18 protein-coding genes and 1 tRNA gene are annotated in these 19,516 nt (G+C 42.7%); 7 read left to right on the top strand and 12 right to left on the bottom strand.

What is annotated here, in order from left to right:
• Nucleotides 1–110: 110 nt before the first annotated feature.
• Nucleotides 111–755: an imidazole glycerol phosphate synthase subunit HisH gene (gene hisH, locus CXF58_RS06895; protein ID WP_102076994.1), complete on the bottom strand. Its 645-nt coding sequence runs from the start codon at nucleotides 753–755 to the stop codon at nucleotides 111–113.
• On the bottom strand, nucleotides 756–1,403 hold the full coding sequence (hisB, locus tag CXF58_RS06890; protein WP_068404355.1) for an imidazoleglycerol-phosphate dehydratase HisB: 648 nt from the start codon (nucleotides 1,401–1,403) through the stop codon (nucleotides 756–758).
• 360 nt (nucleotides 1,404–1,763) lie between these two features.
• Here hisB and CXF58_RS06885 point away from each other — a divergent pair, with 360 nt between their 5' ends.
• The 4 genes from CXF58_RS06885 to CXF58_RS06870 all read left to right on the top strand — a co-directional run bounded on the left by CXF58_RS06885 (nucleotide 1,764) and on the right by CXF58_RS06870 (nucleotide 3,892).
• A complete protein-coding gene (locus CXF58_RS06885; RefSeq protein ID WP_102076993.1) occupies nucleotides 1,764–2,186 on the top strand; it encodes a hypothetical protein in 423 nt (140 codons plus the stop codon).
• 122 nt (nucleotides 2,187–2,308) lie between these two features.
• A tRNA-Phe gene (locus tag CXF58_RS06880) sits at nucleotides 2,309–2,384 on the top strand.
• A 195-nt stretch (nucleotides 2,385–2,579) separates the two neighbouring features.
• Nucleotides 2,580–3,080: a DUF4385 domain-containing protein gene (locus CXF58_RS06875; protein WP_102076992.1), complete on the top strand. Its 501-nt coding sequence runs from the start codon at nucleotides 2,580–2,582 to the stop codon at nucleotides 3,078–3,080.
• Nucleotides 3,081–3,172: 92 nt separating this feature from the next.
• The gene (locus CXF58_RS06870) at nucleotides 3,173–3,892 is read left to right on the top strand and encodes a phosphoglycolate phosphatase (RefSeq protein WP_102076991.1); all 720 of its coding nucleotides are present in this window, start codon (nucleotides 3,173–3,175) and stop codon (nucleotides 3,890–3,892) included.
• Between the two features lie 104 nt (nucleotides 3,893–3,996).
• Here CXF58_RS06870 and CXF58_RS06865 read toward each other — a convergent pair whose 3' ends face one another.
• Together CXF58_RS06865 and CXF58_RS06860 are read right to left on the bottom strand one after the other, a co-directional pair.
• The gene (locus CXF58_RS06865) at nucleotides 3,997–5,154 is read right to left on the bottom strand and encodes an NnrS family protein (protein WP_180952539.1); all 1,158 of its coding nucleotides are present in this window, start codon (nucleotides 5,152–5,154) and stop codon (nucleotides 3,997–3,999) included.
• Nucleotides 5,155–5,276: 122 nt separating this feature from the next.
• On the bottom strand, nucleotides 5,277–5,978 hold the full coding sequence (locus CXF58_RS06860; RefSeq protein ID WP_102076989.1) for an IS1 family transposase: 702 nt from the start codon (nucleotides 5,976–5,978) through the stop codon (nucleotides 5,277–5,279).
• Nucleotides 5,979–6,101: 123 nt separating this feature from the next.
• Here CXF58_RS06860 and CXF58_RS06855 point away from each other — a divergent pair, with 123 nt between their 5' ends.
• Both CXF58_RS06855 and hemN read left to right on the top strand, forming a co-directional pair.
• Nucleotides 6,102–6,443, top strand: a complete 342-nt coding sequence (locus CXF58_RS06855) for a penicillin acylase family protein (protein WP_228706558.1) — start codon at nucleotides 6,102–6,104, stop codon at nucleotides 6,441–6,443.
• Between the two features lie 188 nt (nucleotides 6,444–6,631).
• Nucleotides 6,632–8,176 (top strand): oxygen-independent coproporphyrinogen III oxidase, encoded by a 1,545-nt coding sequence (hemN, locus tag CXF58_RS06850; protein WP_102076988.1) that lies wholly within the window; start codon nucleotides 6,632–6,634, stop codon nucleotides 8,174–8,176.
• 97 nt (nucleotides 8,177–8,273) lie between these two features.
• Here hemN and CXF58_RS06845 read toward each other — a convergent pair whose 3' ends face one another.
• From CXF58_RS06845 to grpE, 6 genes are all read right to left on the bottom strand, one after another.
• Nucleotides 8,274–9,650: an esterase-like activity of phytase family protein gene (locus tag CXF58_RS06845; RefSeq protein WP_102076987.1), complete on the bottom strand. Its 1,377-nt coding sequence runs from the start codon at nucleotides 9,648–9,650 to the stop codon at nucleotides 8,274–8,276.
• A gap of 156 nt (nucleotides 9,651–9,806) precedes the next feature.
• The gene (locus tag CXF58_RS06840) at nucleotides 9,807–10,667 is read right to left on the bottom strand and encodes an SPFH domain-containing protein (protein ID WP_068405008.1); all 861 of its coding nucleotides are present in this window, start codon (nucleotides 10,665–10,667) and stop codon (nucleotides 9,807–9,809) included.
• A gap of 21 nt (nucleotides 10,668–10,688) precedes the next feature.
• Nucleotides 10,689–11,177 (bottom strand): NfeD family protein, encoded by a 489-nt coding sequence (locus CXF58_RS06835; RefSeq protein ID WP_225211613.1) that lies wholly within the window; start codon nucleotides 11,175–11,177, stop codon nucleotides 10,689–10,691.
• Nucleotides 11,178–11,345: 168 nt separating this feature from the next.
• A complete protein-coding gene (locus CXF58_RS06830) occupies nucleotides 11,346–11,900 on the bottom strand; it encodes a porin family protein (RefSeq protein ID WP_102076986.1) in 555 nt (184 codons plus the stop codon).
• Between the two features lie 330 nt (nucleotides 11,901–12,230).
• Nucleotides 12,231–14,174, bottom strand: coding sequence for a molecular chaperone DnaK (dnaK, locus tag CXF58_RS06825; RefSeq protein WP_102076985.1), 1,944 nt, complete (start codon nucleotides 14,172–14,174; stop codon nucleotides 12,231–12,233).
• A 244-nt stretch (nucleotides 14,175–14,418) separates the two neighbouring features.
• On the bottom strand, nucleotides 14,419–15,033 hold the full coding sequence (grpE, locus tag CXF58_RS06820; RefSeq protein WP_068405014.1) for a nucleotide exchange factor GrpE: 615 nt from the start codon (nucleotides 15,031–15,033) through the stop codon (nucleotides 14,419–14,421).
• A 477-nt stretch (nucleotides 15,034–15,510) separates the two neighbouring features.
• Between grpE and CXF58_RS06815 the strand changes: the two genes are divergently transcribed.
• Nucleotides 15,511–16,998, top strand: a complete 1,488-nt coding sequence (locus tag CXF58_RS06815) for an alpha/beta hydrolase (RefSeq protein WP_102076984.1) — start codon at nucleotides 15,511–15,513, stop codon at nucleotides 16,996–16,998.
• A 107-nt stretch (nucleotides 16,999–17,105) separates the two neighbouring features.
• On the opposite strand, the gene CXF58_RS06810 is transcribed toward CXF58_RS06815, so the two are convergent.
• Together CXF58_RS06810 and CXF58_RS06805 are read right to left on the bottom strand one after the other, a co-directional pair.
• Nucleotides 17,106–18,242, bottom strand: a complete 1,137-nt coding sequence (locus CXF58_RS06810; protein ID WP_102076983.1) for a metallophosphoesterase — start codon at nucleotides 18,240–18,242, stop codon at nucleotides 17,106–17,108.
• A gap of 116 nt (nucleotides 18,243–18,358) precedes the next feature.
• Complete coding sequence (locus tag CXF58_RS06805) at nucleotides 18,359–19,432, bottom strand: metallophosphoesterase (RefSeq protein ID WP_102076982.1); 1,074 nt, start codon at nucleotides 19,430–19,432, stop codon at nucleotides 18,359–18,361.
• Nucleotides 19,433–19,516: the final 84 nt, after the last annotated feature.

Raw genomic sequence — 19,516 nt, 5'->3', positions numbered from 1 at the left:
ACATTGAGAATAAAAAAGGTAGATTAAGCATTTGCTAATCTACCTTCTTATTGAAGAAATATTATTATTGAAGAAATATTATTATTGAAGAAATATTTAAAGTATAGTTATTAAATATCCCAATCGACAAAGTTCTTTAACAGCTGTAAGCCCGCGGTGTGGCTTTTTTCTGGATGGAATTGGGTGGCAAATAAATTGTCTTGCAGAATACTGGCACAAAACGGCTGACCATAATCACAAACGGCCGCCACTTGTGCATTGTCGCTAGGCGCGCAGTAATAGCTATGTACAAAGTAAAAATGCGCGTTGTCCTCGATACCATTCCACAGCGGATGAGCAAAATCCATACCGTTAATAGTATTCCAGCCCATGTGCGGCACCTTAATGGTAACCCCCTGCTCATCTTTCCAAGTAGGGTCAAACGCTTCTACGCTGCCATCTAGGATGCCCAAGCACTTTGTACCACCATTCTCAGCGGACTGCTTAAACAACGCCTGCATGCCCACACAGATGGCCATGACAGGCTTATTAAATATCGCCTGACGTATGACCTCGTCAATACCTGCATCCTGCATGCCAGCGATACAATCGCGCATCGCACCGACACCTGGGAAGAAAATTTTATCAGCCGCCGCGACCACTTTTGGGTCATTGGTAATAGAAACCTCTGCCCCGACCGCTGCTAACGCCTTGCTGGCCGAGTGCAAATTCCCCATGCCATAATCTAATAATGCAATTTTTGTGGTTCGACTCATCTAAAAAGCCTCTTTGGTCGATGGCAAGGTATTCAGCGCACGCTCATCATATTCGCAAGCCATACGCAGCGCACGGGCAAACGCCTTAAAGGTAGATTCAATTTGGTGATGGCTGTTTTTACCTTTGAGGTTGTCTAAATGCACCGTCATCCATGAATGATTGACGAAGCCGTAAAAAAATTCACTAAACAAATCGACATCGAAGTTACCAACGTGCGAGCGGGTAAACGGAATGTCCATATGAAGTCCTGGACGGCCTGACAAATCAACCACCGCGCGCGTCAATGACTCATCGAGTGGCGCATAAAAATGCCCATAGCGACGGATGCCTTTTTTATCACCCAATGCTTTATTGAACGCTTGTCCAAGCGTGATGCCAGTATCTTCAACACTGTGGTGATCATCGATAAAGGTGTCGCCGGTACATTTGATATCTAAGTCAAACAGACCATGACGCTTAATTTGGTCAATCATATGGTCTAGAAACGGCACGCCAGTATCGACAGTGCCTTGACCGGTACCATCAAGGTTTACCGTACAAGTGACTTGCGTTTCAGCAGTATTACGCGTAACGGTCGCCGTACGTGCGGCATGACCGAAAAGATTTTGAGCAGAATTTTGATTTTGTTCGGTAGAATTGGCTGTCATGGCTACTCTCTATAAATGAAAAGCGGTCAATAAAATAGGGCGAAAAATCGCCCAAAGCATTCTTACTAGCGTTTAAAACAATGAATAAAAATATAGAAAATTAAGCTAAAAATAGGTTCAATATTTGCTTAAAAAACTTATTCAGAAAGGTATAAATATTAGGTTTTTGGCGTATAAACCCTTGTCTATCCTCATCATAGCAAACCCTAGCATTTACTGCCACGACCAAGCAGTAATCCACGCACAAAATCGCCCTATTCTGCTAAAATAGTGCGTTCAGTATTATCAATCATCACCCGCGCTGACCCTTCAACGCTACACCCGATGTTACGACGTGGTAAACACTTATAGGAACCGATTATGCCTTTAGAAGCGATCGCCATCAATAGCTTAGATGCGCCCCTGATTAAAAACCCTGCGCGTGAGAATGAGTTATCAGAGCGTCTGCATGCCCTATATGACAGCGATGACAATCAGCCAAGTGGTGCAGAGGTATTAAACCTCGTTGAGCAAGGTTTTAAGCGTGGTCAAACTTTGTATGTCGGCATGTTTAATGATAAGCCTATCGCCGCGGTTGCTTGCTTTGATGACGGACAAACCGATGCCAAACGTCTTCAATATCTTACGGTACACAGCCAAAATCGTGGTCGCGCTATCGATGCAAAGTTTATCAAACTGGTTTATGATGCTGAAGTGAAAAAAGGCGTACGCCAGTTTGTCCCTGTTGACGCTGATATTCATCGTATTATGAGCGAGTATGAGCTCCTGCGCGTTAAGGATTAAATACGAGGTTAAAAGCTTAGTTTTGACTTATATTCGATTATTTATGGGCTTTTCTCACTTATTATGCAAAAATCACTTGACAGTAACGCCTATATTTAGTTTAATAGCGCCTCAACGAAGACGGCTCGATAGCTCAGTCGGTAGAGCAACGGATTGAAAATCCGTGTGTCGGCAGTTCGAACCTGCCTCGAGCCACCATTCGTTTAAGCATTCCAAAAAGCCCCAAACATTACTGTTTGGGGCTTTTTTTATGGTTAAAATTTAATAAAAATTACAAGGATAGCTATCCACTACAACTGATAGTCGCACTAATTCATAACACTTTTAGGCTGTTTTTAAAGGGTAAACTCTCTCTATACTAAAACGATTGATGCAAAGTAAAAGGGTAAAACCATGAGAGAGTTTGATTATGATTTGGATTATAAAAACCTAGACTTGCGCGCGCAGCCCGAGCTTTATCGCGTCGGTCGCGGTGAGCAGGGGGTGTTATTGGTCGAACCTTATAAGTCGGAGATATTGCCACATTGGCGCTTTGCGACGCCTGATATTGCAAAAGAAAGTAGCGAGATTATTTATCAGATTTTTTTAGATTATCTCGCTGCCGATGACTTTGTTGGTGCCGATATGGCGCGCAAATTTATCCAAATGGGCTATACTCGCGCCCGCCGCTACGCCAACCACAAAGGGGGCAAGAAATACAAAGGACCCGTCCCTGACGATAAAAAAGGCCAAAGCGGCGCTCATGGCCGTGAAGAGCTACCACGGCAAGTTGAAGATCCCATCAAAGCAGAATCAGCGCGTATTTTTAAGCAAACTTGGGATAAATGCCGCGAAAATGACATGTATCTCAAAATGAAAGCAGAACATCGCGCACGCTATAAAGACGTCAAATAATCGGTTATAAAAATGACAACCATGAATCACAATGACCTCAGGCGCTTGATTGTGCTACGCTTTATCTGAACTTAATAATAAGAGCTTTTATGATGTCCAACAACTCTGCCCCAGCGCCTATTACAGCGCAACTTACTTCACAACAAAAACCGCTTCTTATCTTTGATTTTGATGGCACGCTGATTGACAGCGTACCTGATTTGGCGGATGCCACCAATCTAATGCTTGAGCAACTAGGTCGATCTCCCTTCCCGCTCGATACCATTAAAGGCTGGATTGGTAATGGCGCGCGTGTATTGGTTGAGCGGGCGCTATTAGGTCAGGTGATTGTTGATGACAGCCTAGACAACGAGGCGGTAGAAGAAGCGCTTCGTATTTTTTTTGCCGCTTATGGCGCCCTTGATTGTCAAAAAACCACGGCTTATCCTGATGTGAGCGCAGGTTTGCATCAGCTTAAAAACGCAGGCTATACCTTGGCACTGGTGACTAATAAGCCGATTCGTTTTGTTCCTAAAATACTAGATCATATGGGCTGGACGCCGCTATTTAGCGAAGTGATTGGCGGCGATAGCTTACCGACTAAAAAGCCAGATCCCGCGCCGTTATTACACGCTTGCGAGTCGCTTGGGTTTGCGCCTATTGACGCTTTTATGATTGGTGATTCGATCAATGATATTTTAGCGGGGAAAAATGCGGGCGTGGATACCATTGGGCTCTCATATGGTTATAACTATGGTGTCGATATTCGTGATAGTAAGCCAAACTTTGCGTTTGATGAGTTTTCTGGCTTATTAGAACTATTGGGCGTCTAACGTTTTTGATAGGGATTTGATATTGTAGTTAAAGTGACGCTGTAATTCTCGTCATCGACAGTGATAAATAGACTAATATGATAATTAACACTTTATCTAAGCGCCTACTTATCCTGCATTAATTGTCGTTGCCGTTTCACTTTTTTCTCTATTTTATTAAGACGCATTAACCAAGCAAATAACCCTATAAAAGCAAAACTCCAGCAGCAAGCCGCTAACAGAATACTTTGAGAATACCCTAGCCAAATGGGATTAAGCCTCAATAATGCGGCGGCCGTTATCAACAAGGCTAAGACAAAGACAAAAGGCTTGGCGTTCGTGTCACGCAATACTCGGTGTGATCGAGTTCGCGACATCACTGTGAAGGTGAGCGTTCCAAGTGCCCCTATAGTAATCGCGTGCAAAGCCTTGGTAATCGGAAAATTGGCCGTTAACAGACTTAAAGCAATGCATACCCAGCCTACGATAATCCAGCTGTATCCTAATAGCATGGCCAATAAATCAGCACGCCCATAGCTCCACCACGGTCGCCAGCGCAGCACTCGAACCACACAAAGCAGTGCACTACTAAGTAAAATTGCTGCTATAGTGAATTTTACCCAAGCAAAAGGCAGTAGATTTAATACCAATACTAAAAATAGTAAAATTAAAATACTGCCTTCAAACCTAGGCTGCACACGATCTTTTAAGAACCGATTTTGACTCTGAAAATGCCCTGCTAACGCTGGCGCTATTATTCGACCTCCCATATAAAACATTAAGATACTTAACAATAATACCGTTTCTAATAACAACCTCAGACTCAAGTCATCTGACTGATCGCTTTGCATAACCATATGAAAACCAAGCGCAGCAATACCTAAGCCTATCAGCACAAAGCCTGCCGATTTGTTTCGCCATTTTTTAGCCGTTCGCAAAAAAATAGGCGAAAGCTTCCATACTAACGTCCCAACAAAAGCGATATCAATTATCGCTGTAATCATACTAATCGGCGCAACCCAAAAGCTCACTCGAGCCGCCAGCCACAAACCAATCACACTAAAGATATAGGTTTTTGGTTGCGGGCCAGCAAGGTAACCTGCAATCACCAGTAAAGCAAAACCAAAAATCATTTCATGACCGTGACCCCAGGCGTACTGCAAGCCTGCAGGAACCGTAAACCAGCCGAGCTGACCACCCACTGATAAAGGTAGCGTTAAAGCGGAATACAACGCGGCAAGCGGAAACCAATAAGTATGAGCAAAAGGCAGTTTGGCTTTCATTAATGGAAGAATCCTTTTATAAAACGTCAGTGTGTCTAAGCGAGCATTAAAGGTATGCTTGGGATTAAGTATAGTAAAGTGTCGGTTAAATATAAGGTGGTGTTCTAAAAAGTATGCTGTCATCAGACGTAGCCATAATTGACATAAAAGAACACCAGATCGAATACTTTAAAGTGATTATCAAGCTTTTTTGAGAAGCAACAAGTCTTTCTAACCGCTCGTCGCAATCGGTGTCTAAGGCGACAGTTATTACCTTCAATGCCTACCGTATGAGATTTGCCAACTCGTTTGTGGTCAAATTTAAAGGCGGTTATAAAACTGTCCCAGTTATCCATACTGATAGAGCCATAGCTGACTTTCAGCTGCTTGAGACGAGCTCTTAGCTTCTTAGCTGTTTTCAGGTCACGTTTGCCCCAAACATAAGCAACAATCTCATTAGTAACGCGATCATAAGCATAAATAAGCCAAACTTTACGCTTTTTGCGATACACGTAAGTCCAGAATTCATCAACCTCTAAGCGTTCATAATAGCGCTTTTTAGGTGTAATCTTATAGACCGATGAGCCTATGGTGCTAAGGACTTTACCAATACTAATAGAGGCTATAACGGCTATGTCTCTGACGCCGCAACCTCTAACCGTCATTAGCCGTATGATGTCTTCTATTTTAGAGTGACAGCCTTGGTAGGTTAAAGCATGGTCGCCAATGAATTGTCGTTTGCAGTTCTTACATTGGTAGTTCTGCTTACCATAGCTTTTTATACCATTTTTCTTTAGACTAAGACTGTGACAGTCGGGGCAATTGATCTGTATTTGTGTCTTCATAACCTCAAATATATCATCTTGCTCTGGCTGTCACTCCTCCTTTTATTTCCTCAGCATACTTTCTGATACACCACCAAATATTTTAATGATAGAACTATTGCGCTTGATGCGCCATTAGGAAGCTTGCAGTTCGTTATTGATGCAGGCAAGAACAATGAAAAGATTCCTATGCATGGTGGTTTTGGTGGTGAAGGCGTCTTCAATGTCGCAAGCTCAAGTCAAAACAGCGATGGCACTTATGGTCCAGTGACCAATGGCCCAACCTATATGCAGTCAGTGACCTTTGATAGTAAAGGTCCTGTTGTAGAGGCGCTGCTTGCCTACTCACAAGCAGGAGATACAACGCGCCCTTATCATCGTGATCAGACGCGCCGTTATTCAGATAAAGAGTGGATTCGTCTGCCATTTAGTAAGAGCGAAATATCTAAACAAGCGGTTGGTGAAGTGATCAAATTGAGAGAATAATTCTAGCTAAATTATTGATTATAATAAAAAGACTTTAGGGCAATCCTGAAGTCTTTTTTTATTGCAGATAGCAATACAACTTTATGGGTATATACGAAAACTTACCGTCCATGCCACTATAACTATTGATTTGTTATACTACTTATTACTTAAGTGGCGATTTATACAGTTAAACCGAGGAATCTCGCATGTCAGAACCAGCCGATATCAATAGCGACCAAAAATCTTTCGCTCATGCCGACGAGCAGCCTACTACTGCACGTCCTGTGGTTGAGATGCCCAATCCCTATGCCAGTACTCGTGGCAGCATTACCAGTAAGCAGCTGCCGGCATTCGATGAAGAGATTATCAATAAATACAATCGCTCTGGACCGCGTTACACCTCCTACCCGACCGCGTTAGAATTCTCACCTATGCCTGAGGGGCTGGAGACTAAGATTTTGCAAGAGCGCGAAGCCGATGCGCCCTTATCGCTGTATTTCCATATTCCGTTTTGTCGTCACCTTTGCTACTACTGTGCTTGTAATAAAATTATCACCAAAAAGAACAGCGACGCTGGCGATTATTTAGAATATTTAATGGCAGAAATTAAGCACAAACGTAGCTTATTAAAGACGCCAGCCGATCGTGAAAAACCACTGGTTAAGCAGCTGCATTTCGGTGGCGGTACACCAACGTTTTTACAAGATAATGAGTTGATAAAACTTTGGGAGTTTTTGCAAACCCAGTTTGAATTTTTGCCAGAAGATCAAGGCGATTACTCTATTGAAATCGATCCGCGTGAGCTTGGCGACGAGACACTAACGGTACTGCGTAACCTTGGTTTTAACCGCGTCAGTCTAGGCGTACAAGACTTAGACGAAAAAGTACAAATCGCCGTCAACCGTATCAACTCTGCTGAACTGATTGAGAATGTGCTTGCTGAAGCGCGTAGATTGGGCTTCCATTCTACCAACGTCGATTTGATTTACGGCTTACCGCATCAAACGCCAACGACTCTAGACAAGACCGTACGCCGTGTTATCGAGATGTCACCCGATCGTTTATCGGTATTCAATTACGCCCATTTGCCTGAGCGATTTAAATCGCAACGCCAAATTAAAGAGGAAGATTTACCGACGCCAGCTGCCAAGCTTACCATGCTTGGTAACACTATCAATACCTTGAGCGAGGCCGGTTATCAATATATCGGTATCGACCATTTTGCCAAACCTGACGATGAGCTTGCTATCGCCCAGCGCGAAGGCAAGTTACATCGTAATTTTCAAGGTTATACCATCATGGGCGATTGCGATTTATTAGGCTTTGGCGTGTCGTCAATCAGCCAAATCTCTAACGCCAATAGCAGCTATATTTTGCAAAACCATACGGATTTGCAGGTATATAAAGAAAATATCGATGCGGCGCGTGATAATCCAGCGATCATGCCAGCGGTCAATGTGATTAAAACCTCGATTAAAGATCGTCTGCGTGAATACGTGATTATGAATTTACTCTGTCATGATTATATCGATTTTAGAGACGTTAATCAGAAATTCGGTATCGATGCCATTACTTATTTTATCGATGAAATTCAGCAATTGGGCGCGATGCAAGAGGATCGCTTGATTGACATGGATGCCGCTGGTATTCGCGTCCTGCCAAAAGGTCGTCTATTAGGGCGTAATGTCGCCATGGTGTTCGATGAGTATTTAGATAAAAAACATAAAAATCGCTTCTCTAAAGTAATTTAAAACTTTTTTATACGTTATTAATAAAAAAGACTTCGCTAATGCGAGGTCTTTTTATTGGCTGTAATACGATAAGTATTGATAAAAAAACCAATCTACTCTATTCAGTCGGCATAACAATATATAGGCGATTGGCATCTTCAATGGTTTTTTGTTTATCGAGATACTTTTGCTCGACGCTGCTTTTTGGATTGATTATATCGGTATCTGTCATCGCAAAATCATCATCATTGAGTAAACCCAGAGAACCATCTTGCCGTAACCATAAGCCCTCAAGCTTATCATGCGGGTAATCTAAGCTCGCCAGCACATCGACGACCAAGGTCTTTTTAACAGGCGTGATGTTTATATTTTCAAGGATTTGCCAATTTTCTTCGTCAGCGGCAATCAGCTGCTCAAGTGTTTGCCCATTCACTGTCAAACCCAGTCTATCATTCTGTTTAACACTTTCATCATTTGCAATGGTTGCAATATCTGTTGCTCGCGCGATATTAATTTTATAAATGAGTTTTTGTGCTGACTTATCTTGGAGCGGGAATTTGCGATCATGCTCAATGAGATAAAACTCATGGTCATTAAGCGCCACAATACCAGAGGTCACATGCGCTGCGTTATCCAATCGATATAAATACTGCGCTATTTGTCCTGAAACTAAGTTAATCGTTACCATACGTACTAAAGAAGACAGTCGCCCTGACTTATCAGGATTGTCCATAGAGGACTCCATGATACCGACCAGCGTCGTTTGGTCAGGCGTAATGGTTAACGCCTCCATGCCACGATTGGCACGACGTTTGCTAAATTCCGTCGGTAACAAGATTGGCTTAGCATCAACCATCACATTATTACGCTCATCATTGGCAAACGCATTGATACGCGCAATCTCTACGCCATTGGCATCGTAATGCACAAGGTGCGGACCGTACTCATCACTGACCCAAAAGCTGCCATCTTGCAGCGCTGCGAGCCCTTCAGGGTCTAAACCATTGATATCAGTTTTGATCGGATTACTTACCGCATCAAAAGGCAATTGCGGGTTGACTGTCATCGGTTGACCATGGACATCGTAAGGTACTTCATTGGTGCCGCCAAAAGCCTTGGGGTTTGGTAGTCCTGAGATAGGATTGCCATTGTTATCTTTTAGAATTATTTCTTTTACTTTGATAATTTTGCTGTCAGCTTGCAATTCAAACAACCCAATAGACGGCGTATAATTTGGCACAAGAAACTGCTTACCTTTACCGGCAATTCCGTCAAAGTCGACATTAGGACCACGGTCGGTCAGGGCATAAAATTGATTGGCATTGGTTGGATGCGCCGCTGCATCTGAGCCGTAGCCGCCGCCTCGAATCTCTAATTTCTGCTCAGGATAAGCGGCATTGATATGCGACGCATCAAGTACGCTATAAGGCAACGGGCTACCTTGCACAAATTCATTTATAGCCGTCATTTTATTATTGATATCTTCGTTAGCCATTATTATTTTCCTTGAATTATTATTGTTATTAAAAATAGAGTAATGCACGCTAAAAAGTTGATTAGCTATCAATTAAAAGTTAAAAAAATAGTCAGCACGTAAAACGCTCACTGACTATTTTTCTAACAAATTTAAATACGCCTAAAGCATACTTAGTTAAACCTTAAGCTTATCACCTACCATACCTTTTATGGTACTTAGAATGTCAGCCGGTAATACCACCATTTTTGCGTTATCAGATTCGGCTAACTGACGAATCGATTTGATATATTGCTCGCCAAGTAAATAGACAATCGGCATTTCTTCGTCGCCCATTGCGGCAGTAATCAAACGAATAGATTCTTCTGAGCCTTTCGCCAATACCACTTGCGCTTCAGCATCACGGCGTGACGCTTCTAGGCGACCATCTGCCTCTAAGATAGCCGCTTGCTTTTGCCCGTCAGCACGGGTGACGGTAGCACGGCGTAAGCGCTCTGCCGCCGCCTGCTCTTCCATCGAGGCTTGCATGGTTTGCGAGGGATTGATATCTTGGATTTCTACCGTTTTTAGGGTAATACCCCAATCGGCAATATCTTCTGAGATAGCATATTTGAGCTTGGTTTTGATTTCATCACGGCTTGACAAGGCGCTGTCTAAATCCATCTCACCAATAATTGAACGCAAAGACGTCTGTACCAAATTTCGAATACCGTATTCATAATCTTCGATACCATAAACCGCTTTATCGGGGCGCACGATATTAATATAAGCAACGGCATTGGCGATAATGACCACGTTGTCTCGGGTAATGACTTCTTGCGAAGGAATATCAAGGACGATATCTTTGGTCGTGACTTTATAAGCCACGTCGTCGACATAAGGAATGATTAAATTTAATCCTGGCTCTAGGGTTTGGCTATATTTACCAAGTCTCTGCACCACCCATTTATACCCTTGAGGAACAATGCGCACGCCTTTGAACACCGTAAACACGACCAATGCAATCAAAACGATCATGACAATACTAAAACTTTCCATGTTGCACCTCTATTATTATGCCTAACTATTTTTATTAATAACTGCTTGCGCTTGCATACTACTGACAATCAGCTCATTACCTACGATATCTGTCACTATCACGCGATCGCCGACGGCAACTTGCTCACCGCTCGTACGGCACATCCACTCAGCAGCCCCGACGATAGGTACACTAAAGCGTACAACGCCTGCGCGCTCTAACTGCGGCGCGACGATAATCATACCAGTTTCACCGATGATGACACTACCGCCCAACCCCGCTTTGGTGCGATCGACAGATAATGGTTTGATAAATTTAAACCAAGCCAATAAAAAGATAGCCGAAAGTACCAACCAAATAATGATTTGCAACGATACAGAAATGGGTAGCAACCACGAAAGAGCAGCCACGATGATAGCCGCTCCGCCAAACCACAGGCTGGCAAACGTCGGTACAAACATCTCAATGATTAGCAATACAAAGCCTAATACCAGCCAGTGCCACGGTTCAAGCATCCAAAGCATCTCCATAATTGCTCATTCCCTATCTTTATCATTCTAGCTTTCAATGTAGCACATTTTGTTATCAAACAGCGCCTTAAAAGTTATAGGCATAAAAAAACGACCACCTAAGTGATCGTTTTTTATTTTGCTTATCATCTAACTCTTTCATTAATATAGAACTTAATGTTCAATTAATTAGAATTTAAGATGAGCGCCGATAGTCATAAGATCCGCATCGCTACCTAGTTTGTCATATTCTGCTTCAACGCTGAAGTCAGGATTGACTGAGTAACCAAGACCAACACCACCAGCTAGACTAGTATCACTATCTGAGTAAGTTTCAGTTCTTATCTCAGTACCACCGATGTTACGAGTGAAGTCACCTTCTACTTTAGTTTTTGCAACACCTAGTTTACCTTTAGCATATAAACCAGTGTTAGGGAATGCATAACGGTAAGTACCGTAAGCGCCGTAAGTCTTGGCATCGATATCGCCGCCACGATAATCAGCATCATCTGAACCTACATATTCAGCTTCAATACCGAAGTTAGGATCAAAGTTGTAACCACCGTATACGCCATAAGCAGTTGGATCATCAGCACCATCTACGTCTACGTCAAACTGACCGACTTTTACACCAACGTATGGCTGACCAGTATAACCATTACCATATGCTACGGCTGCTTGTGCACCTACGCTTAGTAAAGAACCTGCAGCTAGGGCTAGTAGAGTTTTTTGTAGAGTTTTCATATGTAGCTCCTTAAAATCAATTTGGACAAACAAGTTATTTATTTATGTGGGCTTTTTAGCCATATCGCCTTGTTTGCTAACGATGTATACATAGTAACAAACCGTGTCAAAAACTCTGTCAGTGTTTAATGGTAAGAAAGTTAACTTTTGCAAGTGTTTGTCGGCCCTTGGGTTACAAAGGGCTAGATATGAAATCTTTTGTTACAATCACCTATTTTGAGTAATATTCCCTACTCATTAACAACGACTGAGATTCAACATTAAAAAGGCGTATCCCGAAAGATACGCCTTTTATTATGAAATCAACGTCGATTTAAGCTTTAATTAAGCTTATTTTTTATCTTCGTCAACTTCAGTAAACTCAGCATCGACGACATCGTCATCCGCTTGGTTATTGTTACCAGCATTTTCAGCGCCTTGTTGGAACTGGCTTGGATCCATACCTTCTGGACCAGCACCGCTGTCAGCATAAATCTTCTGGCTGATTGGTAAGAAAGCATTGTCTAGCGCTTCAAGTTTGGCTTTGATGTCATCATGATCATCTTCTTTAGCAGCCGCTTCAAGCTCAGAGATGGCAGTTTCTACTGTTGATTTTTCATCTTCAGTGACTTTATCGCCAGCTTCTTTTAGCGCTTTTTGTACCGCATGAATACGACCATCTGCTTCGTTACGTACCTGCGCAAGGTTAGCAAATTTCTCATCTTCAGCAGCGTTCGCTTCCGCATCACGCACCATTTGTTCGACTTCTTCATCCGACAAACCAGAATCCGCTTTAATCTGGATACTTTGCGCTTTACCAGTACCTTTGTCTTTCGCTGAGATGTTCATGATACCGTCAGCGTTAATGTCAAAGGTAACTTCGATTTGCGGCAGGCCACGTGGCGCTGGTGGAATATCCGTCAAGTCAAAACGACCAAGCTGTTTGTTTTGGTTAGCGATTTTACGCTCACCTTGATACACCTGAATCGTTACGGCTGGCTGGTTGTCTTCCGCCGTTGAGAAAACTTGTGATTTCTTAGTCGGAATCATGGTGTTTTTCTCAATGATTGGCGTCATGACACCGCCCATGGTTTCGATACCGAGCGTCAATGGTGTTACGTCAAGCAATAGGACGTCAGTTTTGTCACCAGACAATACCGCACCTTGAATCGCAGCACCAGCGGCAACCGCTTCGTCAGGGTTCACATCTTTACGTGGCTCTTGACCGAAGAATTCTTGTACTTTTTGCTGTACTAATGGCATACGAGTCTGACCACCAACTAAGATGACGTCATCAACATCGCCAACTTTTAGACCAGCATCTTCAAGCGCAGTTTTACACGGACCCATCGTGCGTTGTACTAAATCTTCCGTTAAGCTCTCAAGTTTTGAGCGGCTGATAGTGACAACCAAATGCTTAGGACCACTGCTATCGGCAGTGATATATGGTAGGTTGACTTCAGTGCTTTGGGCACTTGATAGCTCGATTTTTGCTTTTTCAGCGGCTTCTTTTAGACGCTGCATCGCCAGCGAGTCACCTTTTAGGTTGACGTCTTGGTCTTTTTTGAACTCATCAACCAGATAATCAATCAACGCTGAGTCAAAGTCTTCACCGCCAAGGAATGTATCACCATTGGTCGCTAATACTTCAAACTGCTGCTCGCCATCAACGTCAGCGATTTCGATGATTGATACGTCAAAAGTACCACCACCCAAGTCATAAACGGCAACGGTGCTATCGCCTTGCTTTTTATCCATACCGTAAGCAAGTGCGGCAGCGGTTGGCTCGTTAATAATACGCTTTACATCAAGACCAGCGATTTTACCGGCATCTTTGGTTGCTTGACGCTGTGAGTCATTAAAGTACGCAGGTACTGTTACAACAGCTTCGGTGACGCTTTCACCAAGATAGTCTTCCGCTGTTTTTTTCATTTTTTTCAAGATTTCAGCAGAAACCTGTGGTGGCGCTAATTTTTTACCGTTAATTTCAACCCATGCATCACCGTTATCGGCTTTAGCGATTTTATAAGGCACCATACCGATGTCTTTTTGCACCACTTTGTCATCAAAACGACGACCAATCAGACGTTTAATGGCAAATAAAGTGTTGTTTGGGTTGGTCACTGCTTGACGCTTTGCTGACTGACCGACCAAGATTTCGTCGTCTTTATAAGCGACAATCGATGGTGTGGTACGTGTACCTTCAGCATTTTCGATGATTTTAACTTTATCACCTTCCATCACTGCGACACATGAGTTCGTTGTACCCAAGTCAATACCAATTACTTTACCCATAATTAATTGCTCCTAATTTATTTTTTAAATAAGCTATTTATCTCATCAGACCGAATCTGGCAGATACCAGACGGTCACTTGTTGTTCTATATAGGTTTGAGGCTGTATTATTTCAAGTCATTTAACCGGCAAAAAATATCTTTTATGTGATTTTTTGTGTAAACCCTTATTAATAGTAAGGTTTAGCATGGTTAAAGACTTATTATTTAAAATATTAACCTTTAGATGATTAAGCTAGCAGAATCTACTGACCGACGCGAACCATTGCAGGGCGCAGCAAACGACCGTTCAGACTATAGCCCTTTTGCAGTACTGTACCCACAGTATCGGCTTCAGCTTCTGGATCAATACCAACTGCTTCATGCAAATCAGCGTTAAATTTCTCGCCTTGTGGCTCAACCACTTCTACGCCGTTTTTGTTTAACACATCTAATAATGCTTTATGCGTCAATCTGACGCCTTCGATGACAGGATCATCTGCTTGAGCATTTTCGATAGCACGCTCTAAATTATCGACCACTTCTAATAGCTCTTTGGCAAATTTTTGCAGGGCAAATTTTTTGCTCTTATCGGCTTCTTGCTCCATACGTTTTTGCGCATTGTAAGCTTCAGCATTGGCGCGCGCTGTCCCTTCTTTCGCTTGCTTGACTTCACCTTCTAGCTCAGCGATACGCGCTTTAAAAGTATCTAAATCGATATCGTTTTCGATAGTGCTTTCTTCCCCTGAGTTTTGCTGTGGATTAAACTCTTCTAGCGTTTCTTTTAAGATACTATCATCGTGCTCAACATTGTCATGCGAAACGTTGTCGTGTGGCACGTTTTGATCAATATTTTCGTGATTATTATTCTGCTCGTTCATGATGGCTCCTTTATATAATTATGAATAAGGCTATTAACTGAATAATGATGGACTAGAAAACAACACCATAAATTGGCCAGATAATGAAATAATCGACCATTAGCCAAACCGTGATTTTATAAATCACCTATGGTTAGCAATAACTTTTAACTACCTTCTGATAGCTGATTAATAAAGGTGATGAGGGTAAATTTCAAGCCTACTGTGTAGAATTTTTATCGCTGGTTATAAATACTGCCTTAATCCATGATAACGGTATGGTGATAATTAAAACGTTTGCCTCCTCTAAAATAACCTTACTCCCTTTACGCTTGTCGTCAATAAGTAATTCATTTCACTAACAAAACCTACAAAAAAACGTCAGTTAAGCCAGATAAATTACTATTAGCCTGCACACTATTACCAAAGAATACTCAACTTTATTTTTGCCTATCTTATGATAATTACAAATATAACTTATCATTTATGGGAGGTGTTATGCCTTATTCAGCGACATTATCAGTCAACACCTTACTTAATAAAGCAGTAAGGACACTAAACCTTACGTCTTTAGCTCAAGAAAAACGTAAGCATTCATCTGTTAACTCACCAAATAACTCCTTAGAGAATGTTGAAAAAGAGCCATTACAGATAAATACTTTGCAAATAAGCACTGACGATAGGCAATCCTGCATTGATAGCGAGCCCCTATCTATTAGAGATAAAGTACTGCATCACAATTTGCTGACGACTTATCAGCCCCATTTACTGCACTATGCAATGAAAAGTATCGGTCTCTTGCCAGAAACAGTATTAGACAGCTTGGTTGGTTATCTAGATGGACCAACGGCTAAGCAATATGAACATGTTGATGCGCACCTGCGCTTGATTCTGGCGGTGAATAGTAAGCTTAAAACTCCTTTACAGCTCTCAGAGATGGGCGAGCTGCGGAAACGCTTTGCTACTGATGCTGTTGCTATGCAAACGCCAAGAGTTTGGCAGCAGGCAAGCTCATCCTTATTCGACACGATAAAACCTTTTACCAAGAAAAATGAGCCTAGCGTCAATTGGGAAGATAAGACGATTGCCAATGCGGATGATGGCGATATGCTGGTTCGTTGTTATCAAAAGCAAGTAAACGCAGCAGGCTTTAGTTTTAAAAAGAAAGCCAAACGCAATCCTGATGAAACCGTCATGCTATTTTTCCATGGCGGTGGCTTTTGTATTGGCGACATCAACACCCATCACGAGTTTTGTCATGCTGTCTGTGAGCGAACAGGATGGCCAGTGATCAGTGTCGATTATCGCCTAGCGCCTGAACATCCTGCGCCTACGGGGTTAAGAGATTGTATTGCCGCTTATGCTTGGTTAGCGGATAATTGCCAATCATTCGGGGCACTAGCGTCACGTATTGTTTTGGCAGGAGATAGTGCAGGCGGCGGCTTATCAACCATGATTGCGCAACAAGTCATCACGCCGTCTGCAAAAGCATGGCAAGACTTAGGGATTGATGGGCAAAAAACGTTTGAGATATTACAGCGCCTGCCGCAGCCACTGGCACAAATGCCTTTATACCCTGTGACAGATATCGAAAATGATTATCCAAGCTGGGAGCTATACGGCGAAGGGTTATTGCTCGATCACGCCGATGTGGCGGTTTTTGATGCGGCCTGTTTAGAAAATAGTCCGCTGCCACGTCAACATATCTTGACGTCGCCTATGCTCGGTGACAATCGACAAATTTGCCCGACCTATGTCGTTGCAGCAGAATTGGATGTCTTACGTGATGAGGCGTTTGCGTATGCCAAGCAGTTAGAAGATTATGGTAGAGCTGTCCAAACTTATACGGTCTACGGTGCGCCGCACGGCTTTATTCATTTTATGAGCGTGCACCAAGGACTTGAGCAGGAAACCAATCATATTATCCATGGCTTTGCTGGTTTTGTACGTGACATTATAAGTACACAAAATTTATTAGCAGCCTAAGAAATAGAATAGCCGTTATCACTAAAAAGTGAGGTTGGCGTTTAATGGGCAATTAAGGACTTATGACAACTAAATCGTCAAGGACATTAATATGATAAAGATAGTTTTTATGAATTGGGCTGACCGTTTAACGTAATGAGCCAAACTTCAGAACGTGAGCCTAAACGAAAAGGTATGCCCCAAAACCCATAACCTGACGATACCACAAAGTGACCTTTACCGATTTTTTCGTAGCCATAACCCAAACGATTGATGGCCTTTACAATAAAGTTAGCCGGAAATATTTGCCCGTTATGGGTATGTCCTGAAACCTGTAAATCAATCGGTAATTGACTATGCGCCATAATATCGCTCGGTCGGTGATCTAATAAAATCACTGGCTCAGTAGTATTCACTTGTTCGAGCAGTTCGGCCGTCGCTACCCTCTGCCGTTTATGATTATCAAAACGTCCAACAAGCCAAACCGGCTGGCCTTGATGCGACAGACAAGTCGCTTCATCGTTGAGCAACTGCACGCCAGCAGCTTGTAAAGCTTCACTAATTGGCTGCTCGTGACCGTACAAATCGTGATTACCTAACGTCGCATAGACACCGTAGCGCAGACTGCTTACCAGCTTCACCAAATCTTCTGCCATATGGTATTGAGAAAACGCCTCAGTGTTGTCATCCATAATATCGCCTGGCATCAGCAATATGTCTGCTTCATAGCGCTGCACAATGTCATTGAGCCGTTCGATAGATTTGTTGCCAAATAAACGGCCCAAATGCAAATCACTGGCTACCGCAACACGCAGAGAGTAATTTAGCGGCTTATTAATCTTGACAGACAGCTCGCGCACCGCCGGCACGTAAGCGTTATACAGCGTATAGCTAAATAGGCCTATAAAGAAAACTAGGGCAAAAATGCGTAAGCCAATACTAATTACGCCTGTATCATAAAAAGTAGGAATACCCAAAGCATGTAAAAGCCAAAAACCACCATACAATATACTGCTCAATAGCGCGGTTAGTAGCATAAAGTGCATCACCATCATCCAAGCACTTATCCAGCGATAGCTATTGGCAAATGATTTTGTGACGCTAAGCAGCAAAAGAATATTGGTAATCGCAAAGACAGCAAGCCAAGTCACCTGTATTAATAAAGGCGAGCTCCAAGGCTGTAGCCACCATTCTAGACTGCACGCTGCGCCAAAACTAAACAGCTGCAGCAGGACAATAATAGTGATAATAAATGCGTAGCGCATGAAAATTCCTAGCGAGATAATATTTTAATAAAGCGTTTGCTGGGTAGTGGCGGTATTTATAAATTAGCGGATTATAGCGCCTGCTTTTTCAATACTTGTGACCGCGAGGATAACTACTACTGCGCCGACTGTAAGGTAATCATCCATATCTCAGAGCGCGTGCCAAGCCGAAACGGTACTGCACCAATACCATAGCCAGAAGTCACCAAAAACTGCGTGCCCTCACTGTACTTTGCCCCATAAACCAGCGGCGTAAACCACTTTAGCAATACCGTTAAAGGAAATATCTGCCCACCATGCGTATGCCCTGACAGGTGTAAATCAATCGGCAAACCTTTTATTTGCTCCAAGTCAGCAGGGCTGTGCTCTAAAAATATTACTGGTTTATCCGTCCTTACTTCACTAAGCAAATCTGTCGCAGCAGGACGTGCGGGATCTGTCTCATCTGAACGCCCTATTAGCAACACTGAATCGTCTAACCAAACGCTTTTATTGTCAATTACCTGTATTCCTGCGCGTTCAACAGCCTTGGCAATTGCCACTTCATTACCAGAATAATCATGATTTCCCAAAGTGGCATAAACACCGAGCGGCGCTGTCAGTTTTGATAAGTGCGCATGCATATTGGTTTTATCATAAGCGTCGGTCGAATCATTCATAACGTCGCCTGCGATGACCACGACGTTAGGATTTTGGGCATCGATCAGCTTTACCATCTTATCAATCTGCCGATTGCCAAACCATCTACCCAAATGCGTATCAGACACCAAAGCAATTTGCAGCGGCCGCTTAAGCGGCTTATCTGTCGTGACGTTTAGACGATGGACGACAGGTGAATAGGCATTAAATACCGCCAAACCTACAATGCCAATATAAATTGTCGCTGCAACGGCGCGTATAAGTTTTGGCCGGAGTTTTTGCTTAAGAATATAAACATATACCAAGGCAATAACCGCAGTTATTAATGCAGCATAAAACATAAAGCCTTGTAAAATACCGACAACCAGATAGACATGAAAGCGCTCGTGCCAAAATTCACTCAAGCCGTAGAGCAGAAAAGCATTGTTGATAATAAAAATACTTAAAAACAAACCAGCTTTAGCTAAGCGCTGTTTTGGTTGAAAGAACCAGTAAAATATCACGCTACTCATCAGGGCGAGCAGCTGGGTAAGAATGATAAAAGGCCACATAATAAAATTGAATCAGACAAAGACGGGCTTATAGTACGCCAATATTCTTACCTGTTGTAGACAGCATGATGGTTTATTGAAACT

The sequence above is a fragment of the Psychrobacter sp. Sarcosine-02u-2 genome, from assembly GCF_002836335.1.
Lineage (GTDB): Bacteria > Pseudomonadota > Gammaproteobacteria > Pseudomonadales > Moraxellaceae > Psychrobacter > Psychrobacter faecalis.
Note: the sequence above shows the minus strand (reverse complement) of the source record. Positions and strands in the feature narration are given on the sequence as shown.

Excerpts from the sequence above, each read along its gene's own strand:
- CXF58_RS06810 (WP_102076983.1), bottom strand. The coding sequence starts at position 18,242 with ATGCGCTACGCATTTATTATCACTATTATTGTCCTGCTGCAGCTGTTT.
- CXF58_RS06835 (WP_225211613.1), bottom strand. The coding sequence starts at position 11,177 with ATGGAGATGCTTTGGATGCTTGAACCGTGGCACTGGCTGGTATTAGGC.
- hisH (WP_102076994.1), bottom strand. The coding sequence starts at position 755 with ATGAGTCGAACCACAAAAATTGCATTATTAGATTATGGCATGGGGAAT.
- CXF58_RS06870 (WP_102076991.1), top strand. The coding sequence starts at position 3,173 with ATGTCCAACAACTCTGCCCCAGCGCCTATTACAGCGCAACTTACTTCA.
- CXF58_RS06805 (WP_102076982.1), bottom strand. The coding sequence starts at position 19,432 with ATGTGGCCTTTTATCATTCTTACCCAGCTGCTCGCCCTGATGAGTAGC.
- CXF58_RS06815 (WP_102076984.1), top strand. The coding sequence starts at position 15,511 with ATGCCTTATTCAGCGACATTATCAGTCAACACCTTACTTAATAAAGCA.
- CXF58_RS06885 (WP_102076993.1), top strand. The coding sequence starts at position 1,764 with ATGCCTTTAGAAGCGATCGCCATCAATAGCTTAGATGCGCCCCTGATT.
- CXF58_RS06830 (WP_102076986.1), bottom strand. The coding sequence starts at position 11,900 with ATGAAAACTCTACAAAAAACTCTACTAGCCCTAGCTGCAGGTTCTTTA.
- CXF58_RS06875 (WP_102076992.1), top strand. The coding sequence starts at position 2,580 with ATGAGAGAGTTTGATTATGATTTGGATTATAAAAACCTAGACTTGCGC.
- CXF58_RS06860 (WP_102076989.1), bottom strand. The coding sequence starts at position 5,978 with ATGAAGACACAAATACAGATCAATTGCCCCGACTGTCACAGTCTTAGT.
- hemN (WP_102076988.1), top strand. The coding sequence starts at position 6,632 with ATGTCAGAACCAGCCGATATCAATAGCGACCAAAAATCTTTCGCTCAT.
- grpE (WP_068405014.1), bottom strand. The coding sequence starts at position 15,033 with ATGAACGAGCAGAATAATAATCACGAAAATATTGATCAAAACGTGCCA.
- CXF58_RS06845 (WP_102076987.1), bottom strand. The coding sequence starts at position 9,650 with ATGGCTAACGAAGATATCAATAATAAAATGACGGCTATAAATGAATTT.
- CXF58_RS06865 (WP_180952539.1), bottom strand. The coding sequence starts at position 5,154 with ATGAAAGCCAAACTGCCTTTTGCTCATACTTATTGGTTTCCGCTTGCC.
- CXF58_RS06840 (WP_068405008.1), bottom strand. The coding sequence starts at position 10,667 with ATGGAAAGTTTTAGTATTGTCATGATCGTTTTGATTGCATTGGTCGTG.
- dnaK (WP_102076985.1), bottom strand. The coding sequence starts at position 14,174 with ATGGGTAAAGTAATTGGTATTGACTTGGGTACAACGAACTCATGTGTC.
- hisB (WP_068404355.1), bottom strand. The coding sequence starts at position 1,403 with ATGACAGCCAATTCTACCGAACAAAATCAAAATTCTGCTCAAAATCTT.